The sequence below is a fragment of the Streptomyces mirabilis genome (assembly GCF_018310535.1).
In the GTDB taxonomy this organism is placed as follows: Bacteria; Actinomycetota; Actinomycetes; order Streptomycetales; family Streptomycetaceae; genus Streptomyces.
Map to the genome: position 1 here is coordinate 4,592,859 of NZ_CP074102.1, position 19,654 is coordinate 4,612,512.

Consider the following 19,654-nt stretch of genomic DNA (forward strand, 5'->3'; position numbering starts at 1 on the left):
CCGCCTCATCAGCTACTTTGAGCTTCTGTTCGTCCGCCATTCACATAAGCGGCTGTACGAGTTGCCGCGAGAGTAGCGACGAGATCCGCTTGGGGTTTTCCGGTAAGGAATCCGCGGCGGTCCGGAAAATTGATCATCAGTAGATCGGTGCGGCCCGTGATCAATTCCGGATTCGTCTCGTACCCGACTCCGCTCACCGAACGGAGTAGCGGAAGTCGAGCTCCTGGAGCGGGACAAACCGGGATGTTCAGACCCTGGTCAGGAACGTCCGGTGTGTGTAACGTACGCGTTTCTCTTGCCCTGAACAGCCGCTCCCACCTGCGAATACCCTCTTCCGCTCCCCCTTCGCAGCACGTTCCTGTCGCGGTTGTCAAGCCCCGAGATATGCCCTGACCTGCGAAAACGCCATTCAGAAGACGCCGTTTCCGTGTTACCCTGGATAGCCACGGAAGGGGTACCTGTCACATGACGTTCAAGGTTGGCGACACCGTGGTCTATCCCCATCACGGGGCCGCGCTGATCGAGGCCATCGAAACTCGCCAGATCAAAGGCGTGGACAAGACCTACTTGGTGCTGAAGGTCGCCCAGGGCGACCTGACGGTGCGTGTGCCAGCGGACAATGCGGAGTTCGTCGGCGTGCGTGATGTGGTCGGTCAGGATGGGCTGGACCGGGTCTTCGAGGTGCTGCGCGCGCCGTACGCCGAGGAGCCCACGAACTGGTCTCGTCGTTACAAGGCAAATCTGGAGAAGCTCGCCTCCGGCGACGTCATCAAGGTCGCGGAAGTCGTGCGTGACCTGTGGCGTCGTGAGCGCGAGCGTGGACTCTCGGCCGGAGAGAAGCGCATGCTCGCCAAGGCCCGGCAGATCCTGGTGAGCGAGCTCGCCCTCGCGGAGAACACGAACGAGGACAAGGCCGAGGCTCTGCTCGACGAGGTTCTCGCGTCCTGACTCAGGCAGTCGTCGAGACGGTGGCCGCTCACCCGGCGGTCGTCCCGACGTCCACACAAGGCCGCACAGCTGCGCAATGAAATGCCGCGGTGCCCGATGACGTAATTACCGTCGCTCCACGCGATGGCTGTCGCCGGGCGCTGCGGCATGTTCGTACCCGGGTATGTTCGTACCCGCGCAATTTCGGAAACGTGTGGCCTCGAATACGCCTGCGTCCCATGCGACGCCTGCGTCCCCGATACCCGCGTCGATACCCGCGTCCCCGATACTTGGCGTGCCGGGCCCGGACAGCTTGCTCGACCGGATGTCACGGAAGGGTCCGGTCAGGGCTCGCGCCCGGCACTGCCCCGAGCTCTCTGCTTCGCTCGAGCAAGGGGCACGCCCAGGCCATACCCAAGCACGCCGAGTACACAAACCTGACAGGAACCGATGTCTGACGATTCGCGCTCCTCGCTGTCCGGAGGCCGCACGGCGGCCGTGATTCCGGCCGCCGGACGGGGCGTGCGCCTCGGTCCGGGCGCCCCCAAGGCGCTTCGCGCGCTGAACGGTACCCCCATGCTCATCCACGCGGTGCGCGCCATGGCCGCCTCCCGCGCGGTGTCGCTGGTCGTCGTCGTGGCCCCGCCCGACGGTGCCGCCGAGGTGAAGGCGCTGCTCGACACGCACGCACTGCCCGAGCGCACGGACTTCCTTGTCGTCCCCGGCGGGGACAGTCGCCAGGAGTCCGTGAAGTACGGGCTCGACGCGCTGCCCCCCGGCATCGACATCGTCCTCGTGCACGACGCGGCCCGCCCGCTCGTGCCGGTCGACACGGTCGACGCCGTCATCGAGGCCGTACGCGACGGCGCGCCCGCCGTCGTACCCGCGCTGCCGCTCGCGGACACCGTCAAGCAGGTCGAGCCGGCGAGCGAGCCGGGGATGCCGGAGCCGGTCGTCGCCACGCCCGAGCGGGCGCGGCTGCGGGCCGTGCAGACGCCGCAGGGGTTCGACCGCGCCACTCTCGTCCGCGCCCACGAGACCGTCACCGACAACGTGACCGACGACGCGAGCATGGTCGAGCAGCTCGGGGAGCGGGTGGTGGTCGTGCCGGGGCACGAGGAGGCGTTCAAGGTGACGCGTCCTTTGGACCTCGTCCTCGCGGAGGCGGTCCTCGCGCGCAGGAGGGCCAACGATGGCTTCTGAGCCACCCGCACCGGTTCCCGTGGTGCTGCCGCAGGTCGGCATCGGTACCGACATCCACGCCTTCGAAGAGGGACGGGAGCTGTGGTGCGCCGGGCTGCTGTGGGAGGGCGAGGGGCCGGGGCTCGCCGGGCACTCCGACGCGGACGTCGTCGCGCACGCCGCCTGCAACGCGCTGTTCTCGGCGGCGGGGCTCGGTGACCTCGGCGCCCACTTCGGGACCGGGCGGCCCGAGTGGTCCGGCGCGTCCGGGGTCACGCTGCTGACGGAGGCCGCGCGGATCGTCCGCGCGGCGGGCTTCACCATCGGCAACGTCGCCGTCCAGGTCGTCGGGCCCCGCCCGAAGATCGGGAAGCGACGGGACGAGGCGCAGAAGATCCTCTCCGAGGCGGTCGGGGCACCGGTGTCGGTCTCCGGCGCCACGACGGACGGCCTCGGCTTCCCGGGCCGTGACGAGGGCCTGATGGCGATCGCCACGGCCCTGGTGGCCCGCACGCCCTGACGCGCGTCGGCCCCAGCGCCGGGGCCGGGGTGCCGGTGCCGGTGGTGCCGAGAGGGCGGTGACCGCCCACAGATGTCACGAATACGTCCTCCTTGCGAGGGAAGGTCGTGGGGCACTCCCCGGGGCCCACTACCCTGGAGTGGTGACCATTCGTCTGTACGACACCAGCGCCCGGCAGATCCGTGACTTCTCCCCGCTCAAGCCGGGTTGTGTCTCGATCTACCTGTGTGGCGCCACCGTGCAGGCCGCACCGCACATCGGGCACATCCGCTCGGGCCTCAACTTCGACATCATGCGCCGCTGGTTCGAGTACCGCGGGTACGACGTCACGTTCATCCGCAACGTGACCGACATCGACGACAAGATCATCACCAAGTCGGCGGACCAGGGCCGCCCTTGGTGGTCGATCGGGTACGAGAACGAGCGCGCGTTCAACGACGGGTACGCCGCGCTCGGCTGCCTGCCGCCCACCTACGAGCCGCGGGCCACCGGGCACATCACCGAGATGGTGGAGATGATGCGCGGGCTCATCGAGCGCGGGCACGCGTACGAGGCGGACGGGAACGTCTACTTCGACGTGCGGTCCTTCCCCGGGTACCTCCAGCTGTCCAACCAGGAGCTGGACAACCTCCAGCAGCCGTCCGGCGTCGGCGAGACCGGCAAGCGGGACCCGCGCGACTTCGCCATGTGGAAGGCCGTGAAGCCGGGCGAGCCGAGCTGGGAGACGCCGTGGGGACGGGGCCGGCCCGGCTGGCACCTGGAGTGCTCCGCCATGGCTCACAAGTACCTGGGCACCGCGTTCGACATCCACGGCGGCGGGATCGACCTGATCTTCCCGCACCACGAGAACGAGATCGCGCAGGCCAAGGCCTTCGGCGACGAGTTCGCCTCGTACTGGGTGCACAACGCCTGGGTCACCATCGCCGGTGAGAAGATGGCGAAGTCCCTGGGCAACTCCGTACTCGTCTCCGAGATGGTCAAGCAGTGGCGTCCGATCGTGCTGCGCTACTACCTCGGCACCCCGCACTACCGCTCGATGATCGAGTACAGCGAAGAGGCCCTGCGCGAGGCCGAATCGGCGTTCGCGCGCATCGAGGGCTTCGTGCAGCGGGTCGTCGAGAAGGCGGGGGGCGTCGTCGAGCCCGCCGCCGAGGTGCCGCCCGCCTTCGCCGAGGCCATGGACGACGACCTGGGCGTCCCGCAGGCGCTCGCGATCGTGCACACGACCGTGCGACAGGGGAACTCCGCCCTGGCCGCCGACGACAAGGAAGCCGCCGTCGCCCGCCTCGCCGAGGTGCGGGCCATGCTCGGCGTCCTCGGCCTGGACCCGCTCGACGAGCAGTGGGCCGGCGAGGGCGACCGCGGCGAGGATCTGCACGGCGTCGTCGACACCCTGGTCCGGATGGTCCTCGACCAGCGGGAGGCCGCCCGCACCCGCAAGGACTGGGCCACCGCGGACGCCATCCGCGACCAGCTCAACCAGTCCGGCCTGGTCATCGAGGACGGCCCGCAGGGGCCGCGCTGGACGCTCGGCCCTCGCTGAGCGGCCCCCTCGGGGCCTTCCCGGGGGCTCCTCGGTGCCCCCGGCCTTGATCGATTGTGCCGCCCGGGCCTCCGGGCGGCACACTGCATATACGACACTTCAAGTGCGTACGCACGCTCGCCTCACACAGACAGGTAGGTCATGGCCGCTAACAACCGCCGCATGTCCGGCAAGAAGGGCGCGCAGGTCGGCAGTGGCGGCCAGCGACGCCGGGGCCTGGAAGGCAAGGGCCCCACCCCGCCCGCCGAGATGCGCAAGGGGCACAAGAAGAACCGCATCGCGGGCGCCAAGGCGAAGCAGATCGCACGCCGTCCCGCCCCGCGCGGGCGCGGCGGCAAGGGCACGTCCGAGATGGTCGTCGGACGCAACTCGGTCGTGGAGGCGCTGCGCGAGGGCGTGCCCGCGTCGATGCTGTACGTGCAGCAGTTCATCGACAACGACGAGCGGGTGCGCGAGGCGCTCCAGCTCGCCGGTGAGCGCGGCGGCATCCACCTCATGGAGGCCCCGCGCCCCGAGCTCGACCGCATGACCAACGGACTCAACCACCAGGGTCTCGTCCTCCAGGTCCCGCCGTACGAGTACGCGCATCCCGAGGACCTCGCGGCCGCCGCGTACGACGAGGGCCAGGACCCGCTGATCGTCGCCCTCGACGGCGTGACCGACCCCCGGAACCTGGGTGCCGTCGTCCGTTCCGTCTCGGCCTTCGGCGGCCACGGCGTCGTCGTGCCCGAGCGGCGTGCGGCCGGCATGACCGCCGGCGCCTGGAAGACGTCGGCCGGTGCCGCCGCTCGTACGCCCGTCGCCCGCGCCGCCAACCTGACGCGGGCCCTTGAGTCGTACAAGAAGGCCGGCCTCGTCGTGGTCGGACTCGCCGCGGACGGCGAGGTCGAGGTCGGTGATCTGGAGGCCCTCGGCGGTCCCGTCGTCATCGTCGTCGGCAGTGAGGGCAAGGGCCTGTCCCGACTGGTCGGCGAGACCTGCGACTTCCGGGTACGGATTCCGATGCCGGGCGGCACCGAGTCGCTGAACGCCGGTGTCGCGGCGGGAGTTGTGCTGTACGAGGCCTCGCGCCGACGCGTCTGAGCGGACGTCCGAACGGATATCTGTTCAGACGTCTGAACAGACGTCTGAGCGGACGTCTGAGTGAGTCACCCCCGTGGGGCAATCGGTATGTTCGGGATGACCTTGACGCGGTCCGGACAGATCGGCGCAGTCAAAGCAGTGTCCTAAACACACATCACTCGGTTAGATGAGTGTGGACACCAGAACACCCCGCACACCCACGGGGGACCGCTCGTCGGGATTCGACGACGCTCCCGCGCTGAGCATGGTGAAGGTGCCGAGCGATCCGGCGCAGGTCATCGTCAATCATGCGAGCTTCCGCGTGCAGCTAGGCGGCGCGACGCGGAGCCCATCCTCGCGCGTCGCACGGCACTTGAGCGGCACCGACGACACCGCGCGGATCCCCGCCGTCGGTACGGCGGGCAGAGCGGGCGGCCCGGCCACCGGGGCCCGCCGCCGCGCGCCCGTCGTCTGGAGCGGGCGGTCCGACCCCGACGACACTGGCGCCCACCGCCTTCTGCAGGCCGTGCGCAGCACCAGCGTGCGCCACGGCGCCGCGGACCCGACGGGCGACGCCGGCGCCACCCAGGTCATCCCCCGCCTCGACGAACACCAGGGCTACGCGGGCGACTTGACCGTCGACACGGTCGAGACGCCCTTCGTCGGCAGCCAGCGCGGCCACGACCACGACTCCGCGGGGACCCGGCTGCTGCCGAACATGCGCAGCGTGGACAGCGCCTACGACGAACCGCTCTACACGGGCGGGCAGTTCGCGGCGGAGGGCCCCGACGACGACAGCGACGGCGGCGGCACACCGACCAGGCGGCACGGCTCGGACCCGGTCCGGCACGCCTACTACCCCGGGCGCCGGATGAACCTCGGCGTGGTGCTGCTCCCGCTCCGCGTCTTCCTCGGTTTCATCTCCATCTACGCCGGCATGGGCAAGCTCTGCGACCCCGTCTACTTCGACGGCGGCAAGCGCGGCTCCATGGTCAAGTGGCTGAACACGCTGCACCCTTGGGACGTCGCCGAGCCGCTGCGCCAGTTCGCGCTCCAGCATCCCGTCGGTTCCGGCCTCGTCATCGCCTTCCTCCAGGTCATCGTGGGCGTCCTCACGGTGCTCGGACTGTGGCAGCGGGTCGCCGCCGTGGTCGGCGCGATGCTGTCGGCCGCGCTCATCGTCACCGTCAGCTGGAAGACGGTCCCCGCGTACGACGCGCCGGACATCATCTACCTCGCCGCCTGGTCCCCGCTGATCATCGCGGGCGCCCCCGTCTACTCCGTCGACGGACGCCTCGCGAGCGAGGCCTGGCGCACGCTCGGGCCCCGCGCCGACATCTGGGACCTGCGGCACCGGGTGCTGCGCCGCGGCGCGCTCGTCTCGGCCGTCGTCGTCGGCCTCACGCTCCTCATCGGCTCGCTCCTCGGCGGCGCCGTCCGTGACGCCGACCGCGTGGTCGTGCCGGGACCGGGCGAGGCCCCGCGCAACGAGCTGCCCGGTTCCCCGCTTCCCGAGGAGCCCGGCACGCCCCAGCGGAAGGCCACCACTCCGTCGGCCTCGGCCAAGGCGCCCACCCACGGCAGCTCCTCCTCGCCGTCGGGTGCGGCCACCACGCCGGGTGCCGTGGTCCGCGAGACGGGCGGCACGGTCACCAGCGGCCCCAGCCAGACCCAGGGCACCGGACAGGCCCCGCCCCAGCAGTCCTCGCCTGTCCACCAGGCCCCGAGCACCAGCGCGGGCCCGACGTCCAGCGGCGGCAGCTCCAGCACCGGCGGCACCGGCTCGGGCGGCGGGACCTCCTCCGGCGGTTCGAGCGGCGGCGGCGGCACCTCCGGCGGCTCGGACAAGCTGGTCGGAGGTCTCCTCGGGTAACACGTATCGCCCCCCTGGCAGTACGAGGACGGGCCCCGCACATCAAATGTGCGGGGCCCGTCCTCGTACTGCGGAAAGGGGCTCTCAGCGCCCCAGGGCCGCGAGTTCCTTCGCCGCCTCCGTGAGGTCCTTCGCGGTGTCGATGGCGCGCCAGTAGGCCCCCTGCGGGAGCGAGAAGCCGGCCAGGCGGCGTTCGCGGGCCAGGTGCGGGAACGTGGTGCGCTCGTGGTCGCCGCGCTCGGGGAGCAGGTCGGCGAACTCGGCGGAGAAAACGTAGACGCCCGCGTTGATCTCGTACGTGGTCGGCGGGGACTCGATGAAGTCCGTGACGCGTCCGAAGCCGTCGGTCTTGACGGCGCCCCACGGGATGCGCGGGCGGGCGAGGGCGAGGGTCGCGACGGCGTCGCGCTCGGTGTGGAAGTCCGCCATGTCGCGCAGCGAGAAACGGGTCCAGATGTCGCCGTTCGTCGCGTACCAGGGCTTGTCCGGGTAGGGAAGGTGCGCGGCGGCGTACTTCAGGCCGCCGCCCCGGCCGAGGGGCTCCGTCTCGACGACCGTCGTGATGTTGACCGGGAGGTCGGCCGAGTCCAGCCACTTCTGGAGGACCTCGGCGAGGTGGCCGCACGAGACGACGACGTCGGTGACGCCCTCCTCGGCGAGCCAGGTCAGCTGGTGACCGATGATCGGGGTCCCGGTGCCGGGGATCTCGACCATCGGCTTGGGCCGGTCGTCGGTGTAGGGACGCAGTCGGGAGCCCTGACCACCGGCCAGGACGACGGCTTGAACGGGGCGTGACGCGGCGTTCGGATGGGTCATGCCCGAACTGTACGTGGCGCCCCGCTCACGGCTTCTGTCGGCAACCGTTCCCTTAAACAGCTGTTACCTGACAGAACAGGTGTGGCCGGTGGGGCTCAGAGATGCGTGGCCGCGACCCCCGATGCGAAGGACGTGTCGCAGACGGGGCGCGCGAATGCCTGGGCGCGCGTCGGGCCGTACGCCCGGACCGCGGCGCGGCCGAGAGCGCGGGCGATGGAGACGCAGTGCTTGGCGAGCGACGGGCGGCCGTTCACGGCCTCCTGGAGGTGGGTGAGGGCGACGCCCGGGTTCTTCTCCTGGAGCTCCAGCAGGAGCCGGTCGCGCAGCACGTCCTGCGGGGCACGGGAGACGGCACGCGAGGAGACGTCCGAGGAGGAGGCGGTGAGCACCGAGTCCGAGGAGTTCCCCGACCAGTTGACTCGGGTGACCGCGAGGGTCCCGGAGAGCACCAGGACGACAGGCAGAACGAGGGCGAGGGTGCGACCGATCCGGCGCGCGGGGCCACGGCCACGCCGGGTCCGTTGGTTAGTGGTGGAGTGCTTCACGCGAGTGAGGGTAGCGCGGGGTGATGATTTGGCGACATTTAGTAATCAGTTCGGGGGATAGAGGAACGGCTTTCGCTGGGCGGCGAGTTGACGTACAGGGATCGAAATGACCGGCTTGCCGGGGTATTTGTCGACAATGAAGAAGGCCCCACAGCAGACTGTGGGGCCTTCTTCGTCAACTTGGGTGAATTCGACCGCGGCGCGGTTTTCGTCCGCCCGACTTGCTTTTCGCGATGATCAGGGAGTGATCAGTCGGAAAGACGCTCGCCCGTGGAGGTCGAGAACACGTGGGTCTCGCCCGGCCGCGGCACGACGTGCAGCGTGGCGCCCTTGTCCGGGACCGCGCGGCCGCTGACGCGGACGACCAGGTCCGTGAGCTTGTCGTCGACCTTGGCGCTGCCGTAGACGTAACCGTCGGCGCCGAGCTCCTCGACGACGTTCACCGAGACGGCGAGGCCGGCCGGGGCGTCCGCGCTGTCCTTCGACAGCGACTTGGCGGCTTCGCCGTTGTGCTCGACGATGTCGAAGTGCTCCGGGCGGACGCCGACCGTGACGGTGCGGTCGCCCTTGTCCGCGGCGGCCTTCAGGGCCTCGCGGTTCACCGGCACGACGGAGTTGCCGAACTTCACGCCGCCGTCCGTGATCGGGACCTCGACGAGGTTCATGGCGGGGGAGCCGATGAACCCGGCGACGAAGAGGTTCGCGGGGCGGTCGTACATGTTGCGCGGCGAGTCGACCTGCTGGAGCAGACCGTCCTTGAGCACGGCCACACGGTCGCCCATGGTCATGGCCTCGACCTGGTCGTGGGTGACGTACACGGTGGTGATGCCGAGGCGGCGCTGCAGCGAGGCGATCTGCGTACGGGTCGAGACGCGGAGCTTGGCGTCGAGGTTCGACAGCGGCTCGTCCATGAGGAAGACCTGGGGCTCACGCACGATGGCGCGGCCCATCGCGACACGCTGGCGCTGACCGCCGGAGAGGGCCTTCGGCTTGCGGGCCAGGTAGTCCGTGAGGTCGAGGATCTTCGCCGCGTCCTCGACCTTCTGGCGGATCTCGGCCTTCGGGACACCGGCGATCTTGAGCGCGAAGCCCATGTTGTCGGCGACCGTCATGTGCGGGTAGAGCGCGTAGTTCTGGAACACCATGGCGATGTCCCGGTCCTTGGGCGGCAGGTGCGTGACGTCGCGGTCACCGATGCGGATGGCGCCGGCGTTCACGTCCTCGAGCCCCGCGAGCATGCGGAGCGAGGTGGACTTGCCGCAGCCGGAGGGACCGACGAGGACGAGGAACTCGCCGTCCTCGATGTCGATCTCCAGAGCATCGACGGCGGGCTTCTCGGAACCCGGGTAGATCCGGGTCGCCTTGTCGAACGAGACAGTGGCCATGGTGAGGGGCCCCCTTCACCGGCAGGAACGTGCCGGACGATCCGTTGTAAAGGTGGTGTCCACCGCGAAGCTTTCGTGGTGGTGTAGTCCACAAGAGTGAACTGGCTCAGGACGGTACCTGGCGTTCACCTGGTCTGTCAGTAGCCCAGGGGCTGTGAACTTCGCGGAAATTTTCGAGAAGGCGCGGCTGGGACCTGGGTACACTGCACGGGCACACGCGTGCAGGCCTCCTTAGCTCAGCTGGTCAGAGCGCCGCTCTTGTAAAGCGAAGGTCGTCGGTTCGAATCCGACAGGGGGCTCCAACAGCGCAAACAACACGGACATCCCGCCGTGATGCCCGTGCTTTTTCCTGCCGTGCCCCGCTTTACGGCCTTACCCTGTTGGGCACCATCAGGGTGCCGCGCCAGCTGTGTGGAGGTAACGGGGTGAGAGGGCGCAGTCCGGATCGGGTCCGCAACGAGCTCATTGTCTCCATCGTGGACGCGTTGCAGGGGTCGGCCACGGTGAGCCAGGCGAGCAGCCGCGAGGTCTGGCGGGATCTGCTGGCCGGTGAACTGGCCGCGCCCGTGGAACCCTTCGGCGGGGACCGGCTGCGGCCCTGGCTGTTACAGGTGGTGAAGGAGTGCACCGCCGTCGGTGACGGCCTGGCCTGCCTGGTGCGGTCGCTGGAGTACGTGGAACAGCAGTCGGCGACGGTTGCCGAGCTGTGGCCGCTCGTGGACGAGTGGGAGGCCGTCGACTTCTTCAACAACGCCGATCTCGGTCACCTGCGCCCCGTCCTGCTGGCGATGGGCTCCACGGATCTGGCCGTCATGGCGCGCCGCGCGAGCCGCTCCCGCGTCCAGGAGCTGCCCGGGTGGTGCCAGACGGGGTGGCAGGTCTTCCTGCGGCTGGCGGGCGAGAACTCCCCGGCCGGTGAACTCCCGCCCAGCATGGCTTTCCTGGCGCTGTCGGCCGATCGGCTGATGGAGGACGGCCAGCCAGAGGCCGCCGAGGTGCTGCGCCGCTTCAACCGAACCCAGACCGTCGCCCTGGGCATGGAGGGCCTGCTCTCCGACTGGCAGCACTCGGACTTTCCGCAGCCCGCGCCCTCCCTCGTCCCGGCGTATCTGATGATCCAGTTCGAGCCGGACCGGATCGAGCCGGACAGGTACTACCTCTCGCACTGGCGCCAGTCCGACTCCGAGGGCTGGCATCCCGTGCGCGGCGAGACCGTCCACCTGGGCCGGGAGGAGCTCCCGGGCGCGGTGGAGCGGCTGATCGAGGAGGCTGAGGAGAAGTGGGCCGACCTGCGGCAGCCGGTGATCCTGGAGTTCATCCTGCCCTGGGAGCTGCTGAACGAGCCCGTGGAGTGGTGGTCGAAGGAGTCCGGCTCCGAGGCCCCGACCCCGCTGGTCATGGACTATCCGGTGGTGGTGCGCAGCATCGAGCGCCTGCAGAGGGCCGCCTGGCACCGGCCCTGGCACCACAAGTGGCGGCAGCTGCGGGAGCGCCCGGCGGACAGCCACCCGCACTGGAGCAGCCCGGCGCAGGACGAGGCGTACTTCTTCCATCTGGAGCGTGAGCTGAAGGAGGACCGGCACGCGGTGTGCCTGGTACTCAGTCAGCCCCCGGGCGACGAGTCGGGCACCGGCCGCCGTGAGGTTCTCGCCGGGCTACGGGCCGGGGTGCCCGCGATGATCTGGCACCGCAACGACTGCGCGGACCCGAAATTCAAGGACGCCATCGGCGAGATACTCCAGGACCGGGGGCTGGGCAGCCTGGCGGAACGGGTCGGGGAGTGGCGCAAGGACGCGCTGGCCCTCGGCCCCGGGGCGTGGGACCTGCACGTGGGTCGCCATCTGGCCATTCTGCTCGACGACCCCGAGCGCAAGCCGAGTCCGCCCGGACCGGTGTAGGTCATCATGTGCCCATGGCCCGGAAGAGGCCTCCGACCGGCGCGCGGCGGCGGATGCCGCACGGTCTTGCACACGCCGACGCCGACTGTCAGGCTATTGACGAGACAGCGCCACCGGCTGTCCCCAGGGGGCAAGTACCACCCGGCGATTGACTTTCGGACCCTTCTACCGTCTCCTGTGGCCTGCCATGTTGCACCGCAAGCAGACCACTGCCAGGCTTGGCACGTGGATGTCACGCATGCCCGCGGACTGCGGGACTCCTCCTCGGTGCTCCCTCCGTCGTCGGGCATGACCGGACGCTCTGAGGGCGCTTATGCAGTGTGACGACGGTCCACGACCACCATCCGCATCGGTATCCGTATCGGCATCTGACGATGCGTCACTCGGCGTGGTGTCGCACGCCCTGCGTGGCCTCGGGCGGGCTTCTTCCGCGGACCGTCCGGACGTACTGCTCGTGGTCGACGACTACGTGACCATGCGGGTCTGGGACGAGACGGTCGCCCGACTGGCCGACGAACTCGCCCGCCAGGAGGCGCTGGGCCCGATCACCCGCTTACGTCTGCTGAGTTCGGACGACACCGAGCCGGGTCGGATCCGGCTGGAGCACCTGCCCCCGCCCGTGGGTGAACACCGGGTGGTGCTGGTGCTGACCGACGGGCTGGCCGCGGGCTGGCGTTCGGACGCGGTGCTGCCGCTGCTGCGCGAACTGGGCCGCTCCGAGCCCCTCGCGGTCCTGCACCTGCTGCCCCAGCGGCTCTGGTTCCGAACCGGCTTGGACGTCTACCGCATGCGCCTGGGCTCCGGGCGCCCCTGGGCGCCCAACGACTCCCTGGGCTGGGAGCTGCGCACCTCACCCCTCGAACCGGTGGACGACGACTCGGCGGCACGGGCCGGCGTGGTGCCCGTCCCGGTCCTGGAGCGGACCGGGCACTCCCTCACCTGCTGGGTCGACCTGGTGACGGGCCGGGCCTCCGAGGGCGTGGAGATGTCGGGCGTGCGGGCCCGCGACTGGAAGCGGCGGCCGGACGCCGCGCGTGCCGTGCCCTGGGTCGACGACGTGCCCGACCCTGCCAGCGCCGTACCCCCGTGGGAGCGTGTCTCGGAGTTCCGGGCCGCCGCCTCGCCCACCGCGTTCGCGCTGGCCACCCGCCTCGCGGCGGCTCCTCTGACGCTGCCCGTCATGAGCGCCCTGACGGCCTCGGTGCCGGGTGCCGGACCCGCCCACCTCACCGAGCTGCTGATGAGTGGTCTGGTGCGGCCCGCGGGCGCGGAGGCCGAACGCGCGGCCGACGTGGTCTTCGCCTTCGGCCCGAACATCCGCCAGGAGTTATTGGCGCTGGCCCGCCGCCGGGACACCATCCGCGTGCTGCACGACGTACGGGTGCTGATGGCGGTCCCGGAGGGCTCCGACCCGATCCTGCCCGCCGCGGACGAACTCCTCGAGACCACCGTTGTGCCGCCCGTGACTCCGCGGAACGTGGCGTTCCTGCGCATCGAACTGGCCGCGCTGCGCGCCCTGACCGGACGTTTCCTGCCCCAGGCCGAGCGTCTCGCACGGGCACTGCGCGCGTACGACCTGCGGAACACGGTCAACCTGGGCAAGGACGCACGTACCCACACGCGGCACCAGGACCCCGCCACCCGGGCCCACCGGGATGCCGCACACGCCCCGAGGGGGCCCGAGACAACTTCAGAAGGAGCCACGACCATGGCGACCACGCAGCAGCCGGTGGAGAACGCGCGCTCGACGCCGCCACGGATCTGGGGGAACATTCCCCCGCGCAATCCGAACTTCACCGGTCGCGTGGACCTTCTGGAACGACTGCGAGAGCGCCTTCAGGAAGGCACGACCACTGTGCTGCCCGAGGCCATCCACGGCATGGGTGGTGTCGGCAAGACCCAGATGGCGATCGAGTACGCCTACCGGCACCAGTCCGAGTACGACGTCGTCTGGTGGATCCCCGCCGAGCGTCCCGGCCAGATCGGCCAGGCGCTGGTAGAACTCGCCCAGCGGCTCGGCCTGGGCACCAGCGCCGAGGCCAACATCGCCGGACCCGCGGTGCGCGAGGCGCTGCGCGAGGGGCGGCCGTACTCCCGCTGGCTGCTGATCTTCGACAACGCCGACAGTCCCGAACGCGTCCGCGACTACTTCCCCACCGGCGGCAGCGGCACCATCCTCGTCACCTCCCGCAACCGGCGCTGGAGCGTCGTGGGTCCTTCTCTGGAGGTCGACGTCTTCACCCGGGAGGAGAGCAAGGAGCTGCTGCGGCGTTCCGGTTCCCCCGGGGACCTCGACGACGCCGAGGCGGACCGCCTCGCCGATGCCCTCGGGGACCTCCCGCTCGCGCTGGAACAGGCCGCCGCCTGGCGCGCGGAGACGGGGATGCCGGTATCGGAGTACCTGCGCCTGTTCGAGGACAAGCGCAGTGAACTCCTTGAGGTGTCACCGCCGCCGGACTACCAGCTTCCGGTCGCGGCCGCGTGGAACGTCTCTCTGGACCACTTGGAGACGCGCAGCCTCGCCGCGCTGCGCCTGCTCCAGCTCTGCTCGTACTTCGCGCCGGACCCCATCTCCCGTTCGATTTTCTCCGGCCTCGGCGGTTCCAGCATCGACCCCGAACTCGACCGGGCCCTCAACGACCCGATGCGGCTCGCCCGCGCCATTCGGGAGATCAACCGCTACTCCCTCGCCCGCATCGACCACCGCACCAACTCGATCGAGATGCACCGCCTGGTGCAGGCCGTGCTGATCAACCGCATGACCCCCGAGGAACAGAACCGCATGCGCAATGGGGCCCACACCCTTCTGGCCGCCTCCGACCCCAAGGGACCCAACCAGTCGGCCAACTGGCCGCGCTACGCCGAGCTCTACGGCCATGTCATCGCGTCGGGCGCCGTCGAGTCCGACCAGCCGTGGGTCCGCGAGCTCGTGATGAACGTCGCCAAGTACCTCTGGTACTGGGGGGATCACAAGGTCGCCCGTGAGTTCTCGGAGCAGGCCTGGGAGGTGTGGCAGCGGCTGTTCGGGGAGGAGGACCAGCAGACGCTTCTGATGGGTTGGTGGCTGGGCTTCCTGTACCTGATGGTGGGGCGCTACGACGACGCCTCCCGGCTCGTGGCCCAGCTCAGGGACGTCTACGACCGCACCGCGCCCGCGGACCAGGAGGACACGCGCGAGGACGCACTGGTGGCGCTGAACCTCGAAGCCGCGGTACGCCGCCACCAGGGGGACTTCGGTGCCGGTGCCGAACTGGACGAGATGGCCTATGAGCGGGCTCGGCGCGCCTTCGGCGAGGACGACCCCACCACGCTGGTCACCGCTCACAACCTCGGCGTGAGCCTCCGGCTGGTCGGCGAGTTCCAGCGGGCGCTGGAACTGGACCGGCACACGCACGCGATGAAGACACGACTGTTCGGCCGCGATCACCAGCAGGCACTGGTGACCGAGGCGAGTGTCGCCGTCGACGTGCGCGAGACGGGTGACTACGTCGGCGCGCGGTCGCTGCAGCAGGCGGTCGCCGACGGCTACCGGGCGGCCTTCGGAGCCGGTAACCCCACGACTCTGCGGACCGTGCGGCAACTGAGCGAGGCCTGCCGCAAGGAGGGCGACCACACCACCGCGCTGGAACTGGCGCGCGACACGTTCGACCAGTTCACCCGCCGCTACGGCGATACGCACCCGGAGTCGCTGACGGCCGCGCTCGCCCTTTCGGTGGCGTTGCGGCAGAACGGCCAGCTGGAGGCCGCCCGGGAGCGCGGCGAGAAGGCCAGCGAGCGCTTCCGCACGATCTACCAGCACGACCACCCCCACGTCCTGGCGGCCGACGTGGACCTGGCGGTGACGCTGCGGCTGCTGGGCCGGGCGCAGGAGGCCAGGCAACTCGACGAGGCGGCGCTGGAGTCACTGACCGGGCGCCTCGGCGAGAGCCATCCGATCGTGCTGGCCTGTGCCATCAACCTGGCGAGCGATCTGAGTGCGCTGGGGCGGGTGGAGGAAGCCCGCGAACTCGGCGAGAAGACGGTGGCGTTGTGCCGGACGCGGCTGGGTGAGGACCACCCGACCACGTTGGTGGGTGCGGCGAACCTCTCCCTGGACCTGGTCTCCCTCGGGGAGGAGGCGGCGGGCGAGGCGCTGCGCGCGGACACCCTGGCCCGTATGGAGAGGGTCCTGGACGGGCCCCGCCTCAGGTCTGCCGAGTCCGCTCCCCACCCGGCGACCGTGCAGGCCCGGGCCAGGAAGCGGACCGACTGCGACATCGACCCGATGCCGATGTGATCCGTCCGGGTCAGGCCGGGGGCGAGCCGAGCCAGGTGGCGAGGCGGATCGGGTCCGGTGGGATGTCCGTGAGCTGCCGCAGCGAGCGGTGCACCGCTCGCGCCCGTTCGGGGTGGTGGCACAGCAGGTGGGCCGCCGTCGGTTCGGTGTCCGCCACGGCGAGGGCGCGGCCGAGGCCGGCCCAGGCTCCGGCCTGGTCGGGCTCCGCGGCCAGGTCCGCCAGATAGGCGTGCTGGGCCGCCGTGGCGTCGCCCGCGGCCAGGAGGGCGTCGCCGGTCAGCGCTCCGGTGACGCGGGCCGCCGCCTTCTCGGGCCAGTCGGGCGAGGGCCGGTCGTCGTCCGTGTCGCTGAGGCGGTAGCGGACGAGCATCGCCAGGCTGTCCAGCCAGCGGGCCGAGGGATCGGGCACGACCTCGGGCTCGGCCGCCAGGGCACCGGGCGGCCCGCTCGCCCCGTCCAGCCAGGCGCGTACGGCCTCGTCGACCGCCGGCGCGGCGGGCCGCAGGTGGTGTGCCCGCCAGCGCGCGACGTGGTCGTCGGTGCACAACCGGGCCAGGGCCCGTTGCTCCTCGGGAACCGGCTCCGCCAGCCACCGCGCGCAGTGATCGTGCAGTGTGTCCAGCAGGACCGTGCCGAGCGGTGTGAAGCGCGGATGCCGCTGGACCTGCTCCATCGCCGTCGCCACATGGGTCCGCCACAGCGCGAACTCGAACTGCGCCATGGCGGTCTGCGCGGCTGCGGCCGTGCGGTGCGCGCGCCAGAAGCGGGTGATCCCCACAAACGCGTAAATGCCCTGCAGCAGCCCCTCAAGAGGCCGGGGATCGTCCCGCCAAGGCGCGTACCACAGCTCCGTACTGCCGTCGGAACTGTCCGTCAGCAACGGCGTCAGATGGAGCAGTCCGCCCAGTTTGGTGTGCTGGAACTCGTGCACGAGGGTGACGGCCAGTTCGATGGCGTCGTCCGGCTCCGAGGCCTCGATGCCCCCGAAGGCTTCCCCAGCTGTCACACTGCGTGGCCGAAACCTTTCCCTGGCCGCTGTCGGTGTCAGCGAGAACACGCTCCGCCGCATGGCCTCCGCCGTGTCGGTCTGCTCTCCCAGCAACACCGTCCAGGCCCGCTCAAGCAGTTGCCGCCAGTGCGCGGCGGCCTCCTCGGACAGGGGACGTGGCTCGGTCGGCTGCGGGTACGTCCGGTACGGATCCACGTCGTCCAGTGCGATCTCGAGCCGTCGGCCTGCCGGGCCGACCGTCAGCCGGCGCACCGGATGCCACTCCGCTCCCGCCGAGCCGAACGGGAGCGGTATGACGACCCTGGCCCCGGACGCTTCCACCACGGCGCGTCCGGCCTCGGCCCGCACCGTGGCCGTCGTCCATGGCTCGGTCGTGGGCAGCACCGCACAGCCCAGGGTCGGCAGTGGCACCCGGCCGTGCCGAACCGGCACCTCGATGCCGAAATCCAGCTCCGCGCGTAGCGCTGCCGCCGCAGCGAGCGCCGAGAAGTGGCCGAGCACCACCCATAGCGGCGGCTCCGCCCCGGATGCCGTCCCCCGCAGCCGGTGCAGCGCTGTGGCCAGCCACATGCCCGTCTGCGGATACATGAGCAGGTCGTCGACAAGGGCGGGCGCGCGTTGCTGCGCCTGGCTGAGGAGGTCCCACGCGGGGCCGAGTTCCGTGGCGTCGTCGAGCATCCTCAGCAGCAGCAGACGACGGCTGCGTTCGGCCCCGAGCAAAGAGGTGAGGGTGGCCGGGCCGCCCTCACCACGGACCAGTTCGGCCAGGCTGTCGGGCGGCAGGCGATGATGCGGCAGGGACGGCTCAGCGCTCACGAGCGACCCCGGCGGTGTCAGTCGAAACGCTCGGCACCGCCGTCGATTCCGCTGACGCTGGCCATCTGGTGGTCGATTCTTCGCTGCAGTTCCTCCAGCGACGTGGCGAGGACCCGGCTGTCAATAGAGCGCAGCGTTTCAAGAGATACCCCCGCGAGATCGATCAGGCTGGACTCGACGGCGGCCACAGACGGCTCCATGACGGCCAAACCCCTTCCCCCCGGCTGCATTTGCGGATGCGGGCTGCTCACATCCTCCTGATAATGGCCCGCCGTGCCGAGGATGAAACCCCGCACCCGCGGGGCGGCGCGATATCAGGTCAGCGGCTTTCACCGGCTCGACGGTGGCGCCGGGACAACTCCACCGCCTCTTCGTCCATGCGGGCCACCCCGGCGGAGTCGCCCTCCATCAACCGTATCGCTTCGAGGAGTTGGTCCAAGGTCCCCGGGTAGCGAAGGCAGGTCCGCAGGATTCCGAACACGTCCGGTCTCAGTGCCGGTGTTCTCGGACTCATGGCCGCGATGGCCGGGTTGATGCCGCCCAGGACCAGGGCCAGGGTGGTGCGGTCGCTCACCGTCGGCAGTGCCGTCAACGCGCCCACCAGACCGTCGAGTTCGCGCAGCGGCAGGTCGTCGCGCAGGTCGGCCAGGGTGACCGGGACCGCGGCGGCGGACCGTGCGGACGGGATGCGGGGCAGCTCGGGCACCGACGCGGGCAGGCCGGCGCACTCGTGCAGCAGGGCCAGTTCGGACCTGGTCAACAGCTCGTACCAGCGGTCCACGCGGACGGCGGCGAGGCGTCCGAGACCGTCCGTGCGGTGGTGCGCGCTGACCAGGCCGACGATCGAGTCGTCGTGCCAGACCGCCGCGCCCGACATGCCCTCCCAGGGCGACCGGTCGGGCTCGGCGTCCGACTCGGGCGGGGTGACGGCGAGTTCGAGCGTGCCCTCGCGGCGGTTGGACAGCACCGAGGTCATGCCCGTCGCGTGGCAGGAGTCGCGGTACTGGGACGCCGAGCCGTCGTCGAGCCGTCGCATCCGGTCCTCGCGCAGCTTGAACCGGGGGAAGCCCATCGCGCTGCACGGCAGGACGACGTCCGCGTCGGGCACGGCCCCGTACGAGGGGGGTTCGGTCGCGGCCGCGTGGACGCCGTGCGGCGCGGATCCGTCCAGCTCCAGGAGCGCCACGTCGGCGTTCTCCGAGGCCAGCACCACCCGGGCGGCCACGGTCCACTCGTCGGCGCGGTCGGCCTCGAACCGTACGTCGGTGGTTCCCGCGCTCGCGTCACGGACGACGTGTGCGGCGGTGAGCACCCACCAGGGACCCACCCGGTAGCCGGAACCGCGCCGCCCGGGGCCCCGCCCCGCGGGCGGTCGCACCATCACCTCCGCCACCCGGACCGGATCCAGTCCGCGGCGCGGATCCTGTGCCGCCACGGCTCAGCGCTCTCGTTCGGCCTCGACCCCGCCCACCCACGGGGCTCGTCCGCCGCCGCTGTGGGTGCGCGGGTCGAGCGTCAGCTTCACCCGGTGCGTGACGTTGTCCGCCACCCGTCCGTCCGCGCCCGCCTCCACCACCCAGAAGCGGATCTTGCCGCCCGCCGTCGCCGACCGCTCTACGACCACGGCCGCCTCCAGCTCCACCGGACCCACCTCGAAGTACAGATCCTCCCCCTCCGCGGCCGTCCGGGCCGCGGTCAGTTCCCTGCGCAACTCCTCGATCAGTTCAGCGAGTTCAATCACACCCGGTCCCTACCCGCACCGCGCGTGCTCCCACCGCCCTTCCGTCACCCGATCCGGGCCG

Annotated in this window: 15 protein-coding genes and 1 tRNA gene; 9 read left to right on the forward strand and 7 right to left on the reverse strand. The window is 70.6% G+C overall.

Going from position 1 to position 19,654, the window contains the following annotated elements; translation table 11 throughout:
* Positions 1-465 precede the first annotated feature (465 nt).
* The 6 genes from SMIR_RS20385 (at position 466) to SMIR_RS20410 (ending at position 7,107) form a co-directional block, all read left to right on the forward strand.
* Positions 466-948, forward strand: a complete 483-nt coding sequence (locus SMIR_RS20385) for a CarD family transcriptional regulator (protein WP_003953493.1) — start codon at positions 466-468, stop codon at positions 946-948.
* A 429-nt stretch (positions 949-1,377) separates the two neighbouring features.
* Positions 1,378-2,130: a 2-C-methyl-D-erythritol 4-phosphate cytidylyltransferase gene (gene ispD / locus SMIR_RS20390; RefSeq protein ID WP_054232437.1), complete on the forward strand. Its 753-nt coding sequence runs from the start codon at positions 1,378-1,380 to the stop codon at positions 2,128-2,130.
* Positions 2,120-2,629, forward strand: coding sequence for a 2-C-methyl-D-erythritol 2,4-cyclodiphosphate synthase (ispF, locus tag SMIR_RS20395; protein WP_212727209.1), 510 nt, complete (start codon positions 2,120-2,122; stop codon positions 2,627-2,629). Before ispD ends, ispF begins: the two co-directional genes overlap by 11 nt.
* 142 nt (positions 2,630-2,771) lie before the next feature.
* Complete coding sequence (gene cysS / locus SMIR_RS20400) at positions 2,772-4,172, forward strand: cysteine--tRNA ligase (RefSeq protein WP_101408003.1); 1,401 nt, start codon at positions 2,772-2,774, stop codon at positions 4,170-4,172.
* A gap of 141 nt (positions 4,173-4,313) precedes the next feature.
* Entirely contained in the window at positions 4,314-5,255 is a 942-nt protein-coding gene (gene rlmB, locus SMIR_RS20405; protein ID WP_075026990.1) for a 23S rRNA (guanosine(2251)-2'-O)-methyltransferase RlmB, read from the forward strand.
* A gap of 166 nt (positions 5,256-5,421) precedes the next feature.
* Positions 5,422-7,107: a DoxX family protein gene (locus SMIR_RS20410; RefSeq protein ID WP_249938446.1), complete on the forward strand. Its 1,686-nt coding sequence runs from the start codon at positions 5,422-5,424 to the stop codon at positions 7,105-7,107.
* An 84-nt stretch (positions 7,108-7,191) separates the two neighbouring features.
* On the opposite strand, the gene SMIR_RS20415 is transcribed toward SMIR_RS20410, so the two are convergent.
* From SMIR_RS20415 to SMIR_RS20425, 3 genes are all read right to left on the reverse strand, one after another.
* Positions 7,192-7,923 carry a nucleotidyltransferase family protein gene (locus SMIR_RS20415; RefSeq protein WP_101404320.1) on the reverse strand — a complete coding sequence of 244 codons (732 nt, stop codon included), beginning with the start codon at positions 7,921-7,923 and terminating at the stop codon, positions 7,192-7,194.
* A 95-nt stretch (positions 7,924-8,018) separates the two neighbouring features.
* Positions 8,019-8,468 (reverse strand): hypothetical protein, encoded by a 450-nt coding sequence (locus SMIR_RS20420; protein ID WP_054232443.1) that lies wholly within the window; start codon positions 8,466-8,468, stop codon positions 8,019-8,021.
* A gap of 248 nt (positions 8,469-8,716) precedes the next feature.
* Positions 8,717-9,853, reverse strand: coding sequence for an ABC transporter ATP-binding protein (locus SMIR_RS20425; protein ID WP_054232444.1), 1,137 nt, complete (start codon positions 9,851-9,853; stop codon positions 8,717-8,719).
* Positions 9,854-10,078: 225 nt separating this feature from the next.
* Here SMIR_RS20425 and SMIR_RS20430 point away from each other — a divergent pair.
* The 3 genes from SMIR_RS20430 (at position 10,079) to fxsT (ending at position 16,027) form a co-directional block, all read left to right on the forward strand.
* Positions 10,079-10,155 (forward strand) — tRNA-Thr (locus tag SMIR_RS20430).
* Between the two features lie 174 nt (positions 10,156-10,329).
* Complete coding sequence (locus SMIR_RS20435) at positions 10,330-11,751, forward strand: VMAP-C domain-containing protein (protein ID WP_168492966.1); 1,422 nt, start codon at positions 10,330-10,332, stop codon at positions 11,749-11,751.
* A gap of 391 nt (positions 11,752-12,142) precedes the next feature.
* Positions 12,143-16,027 carry an FxSxx-COOH system tetratricopeptide repeat protein gene (gene fxsT / locus SMIR_RS20440; protein ID WP_168492964.1) on the forward strand — a complete coding sequence of 1,295 codons (3,885 nt, stop codon included), beginning with the start codon at positions 12,143-12,145 and terminating at the stop codon, positions 16,025-16,027.
* Between the two features lie 10 nt (positions 16,028-16,037).
* On the opposite strand, the gene SMIR_RS20445 is transcribed toward fxsT, so the two are convergent.
* From SMIR_RS20445 to SMIR_RS20460, 4 genes are all read right to left on the reverse strand, one after another.
* Positions 16,038-17,852, reverse strand: coding sequence for an HEXXH motif domain-containing protein (locus SMIR_RS20445; protein WP_168492962.1), 1,815 nt, complete (start codon positions 17,850-17,852; stop codon positions 16,038-16,040).
* A 17-nt stretch (positions 17,853-17,869) separates the two neighbouring features.
* Positions 17,870-18,040, reverse strand: coding sequence for an FxSxx-COOH-like cyclophane-containing RiPP peptide (locus SMIR_RS20450; RefSeq protein WP_168492960.1), 171 nt, complete (start codon positions 18,038-18,040; stop codon positions 17,870-17,872).
* 131 nt (positions 18,041-18,171) lie between these two features.
* The gene (locus SMIR_RS20455; RefSeq protein WP_212727210.1) at positions 18,172-19,287 is read right to left on the reverse strand and encodes an effector-associated domain 2-containing protein; all 1,116 of its coding nucleotides are present in this window, start codon (positions 19,285-19,287) and stop codon (positions 18,172-18,174) included.
* Between the two features lie 3 nt (positions 19,288-19,290).
* Positions 19,291-19,593, reverse strand: coding sequence for a trypco2 family protein (locus SMIR_RS20460; protein WP_212727211.1), 303 nt, complete (start codon positions 19,591-19,593; stop codon positions 19,291-19,293).
* Positions 19,594-19,654: the final 61 nt, after the last annotated feature.

Excerpts from the sequence above, each read along its gene's own strand:
- SMIR_RS20385 (WP_003953493.1), top strand. The coding sequence starts at position 466 with ATGACGTTCAAGGTTGGCGACACCGTGGTCTATCCCCATCACGGGGCC.
- ispD (WP_054232437.1), top strand. The coding sequence starts at position 1,378 with ATGTCTGACGATTCGCGCTCCTCGCTGTCCGGAGGCCGCACGGCGGCC.
- ispF (WP_212727209.1), top strand. The coding sequence starts at position 2,120 with ATGGCTTCTGAGCCACCCGCACCGGTTCCCGTGGTGCTGCCGCAGGTC.
- rlmB (WP_075026990.1), top strand. The coding sequence starts at position 4,314 with ATGGCCGCTAACAACCGCCGCATGTCCGGCAAGAAGGGCGCGCAGGTC.
- SMIR_RS20410 (WP_249938446.1), top strand. The coding sequence starts at position 5,422 with ATGAGTGTGGACACCAGAACACCCCGCACACCCACGGGGGACCGCTCG.
- SMIR_RS20415 (WP_101404320.1), bottom strand. The coding sequence starts at position 7,923 with ATGACCCATCCGAACGCCGCGTCACGCCCCGTTCAAGCCGTCGTCCTG.
- SMIR_RS20425 (WP_054232444.1), bottom strand. The coding sequence starts at position 9,853 with ATGGCCACTGTCTCGTTCGACAAGGCGACCCGGATCTACCCGGGTTCC.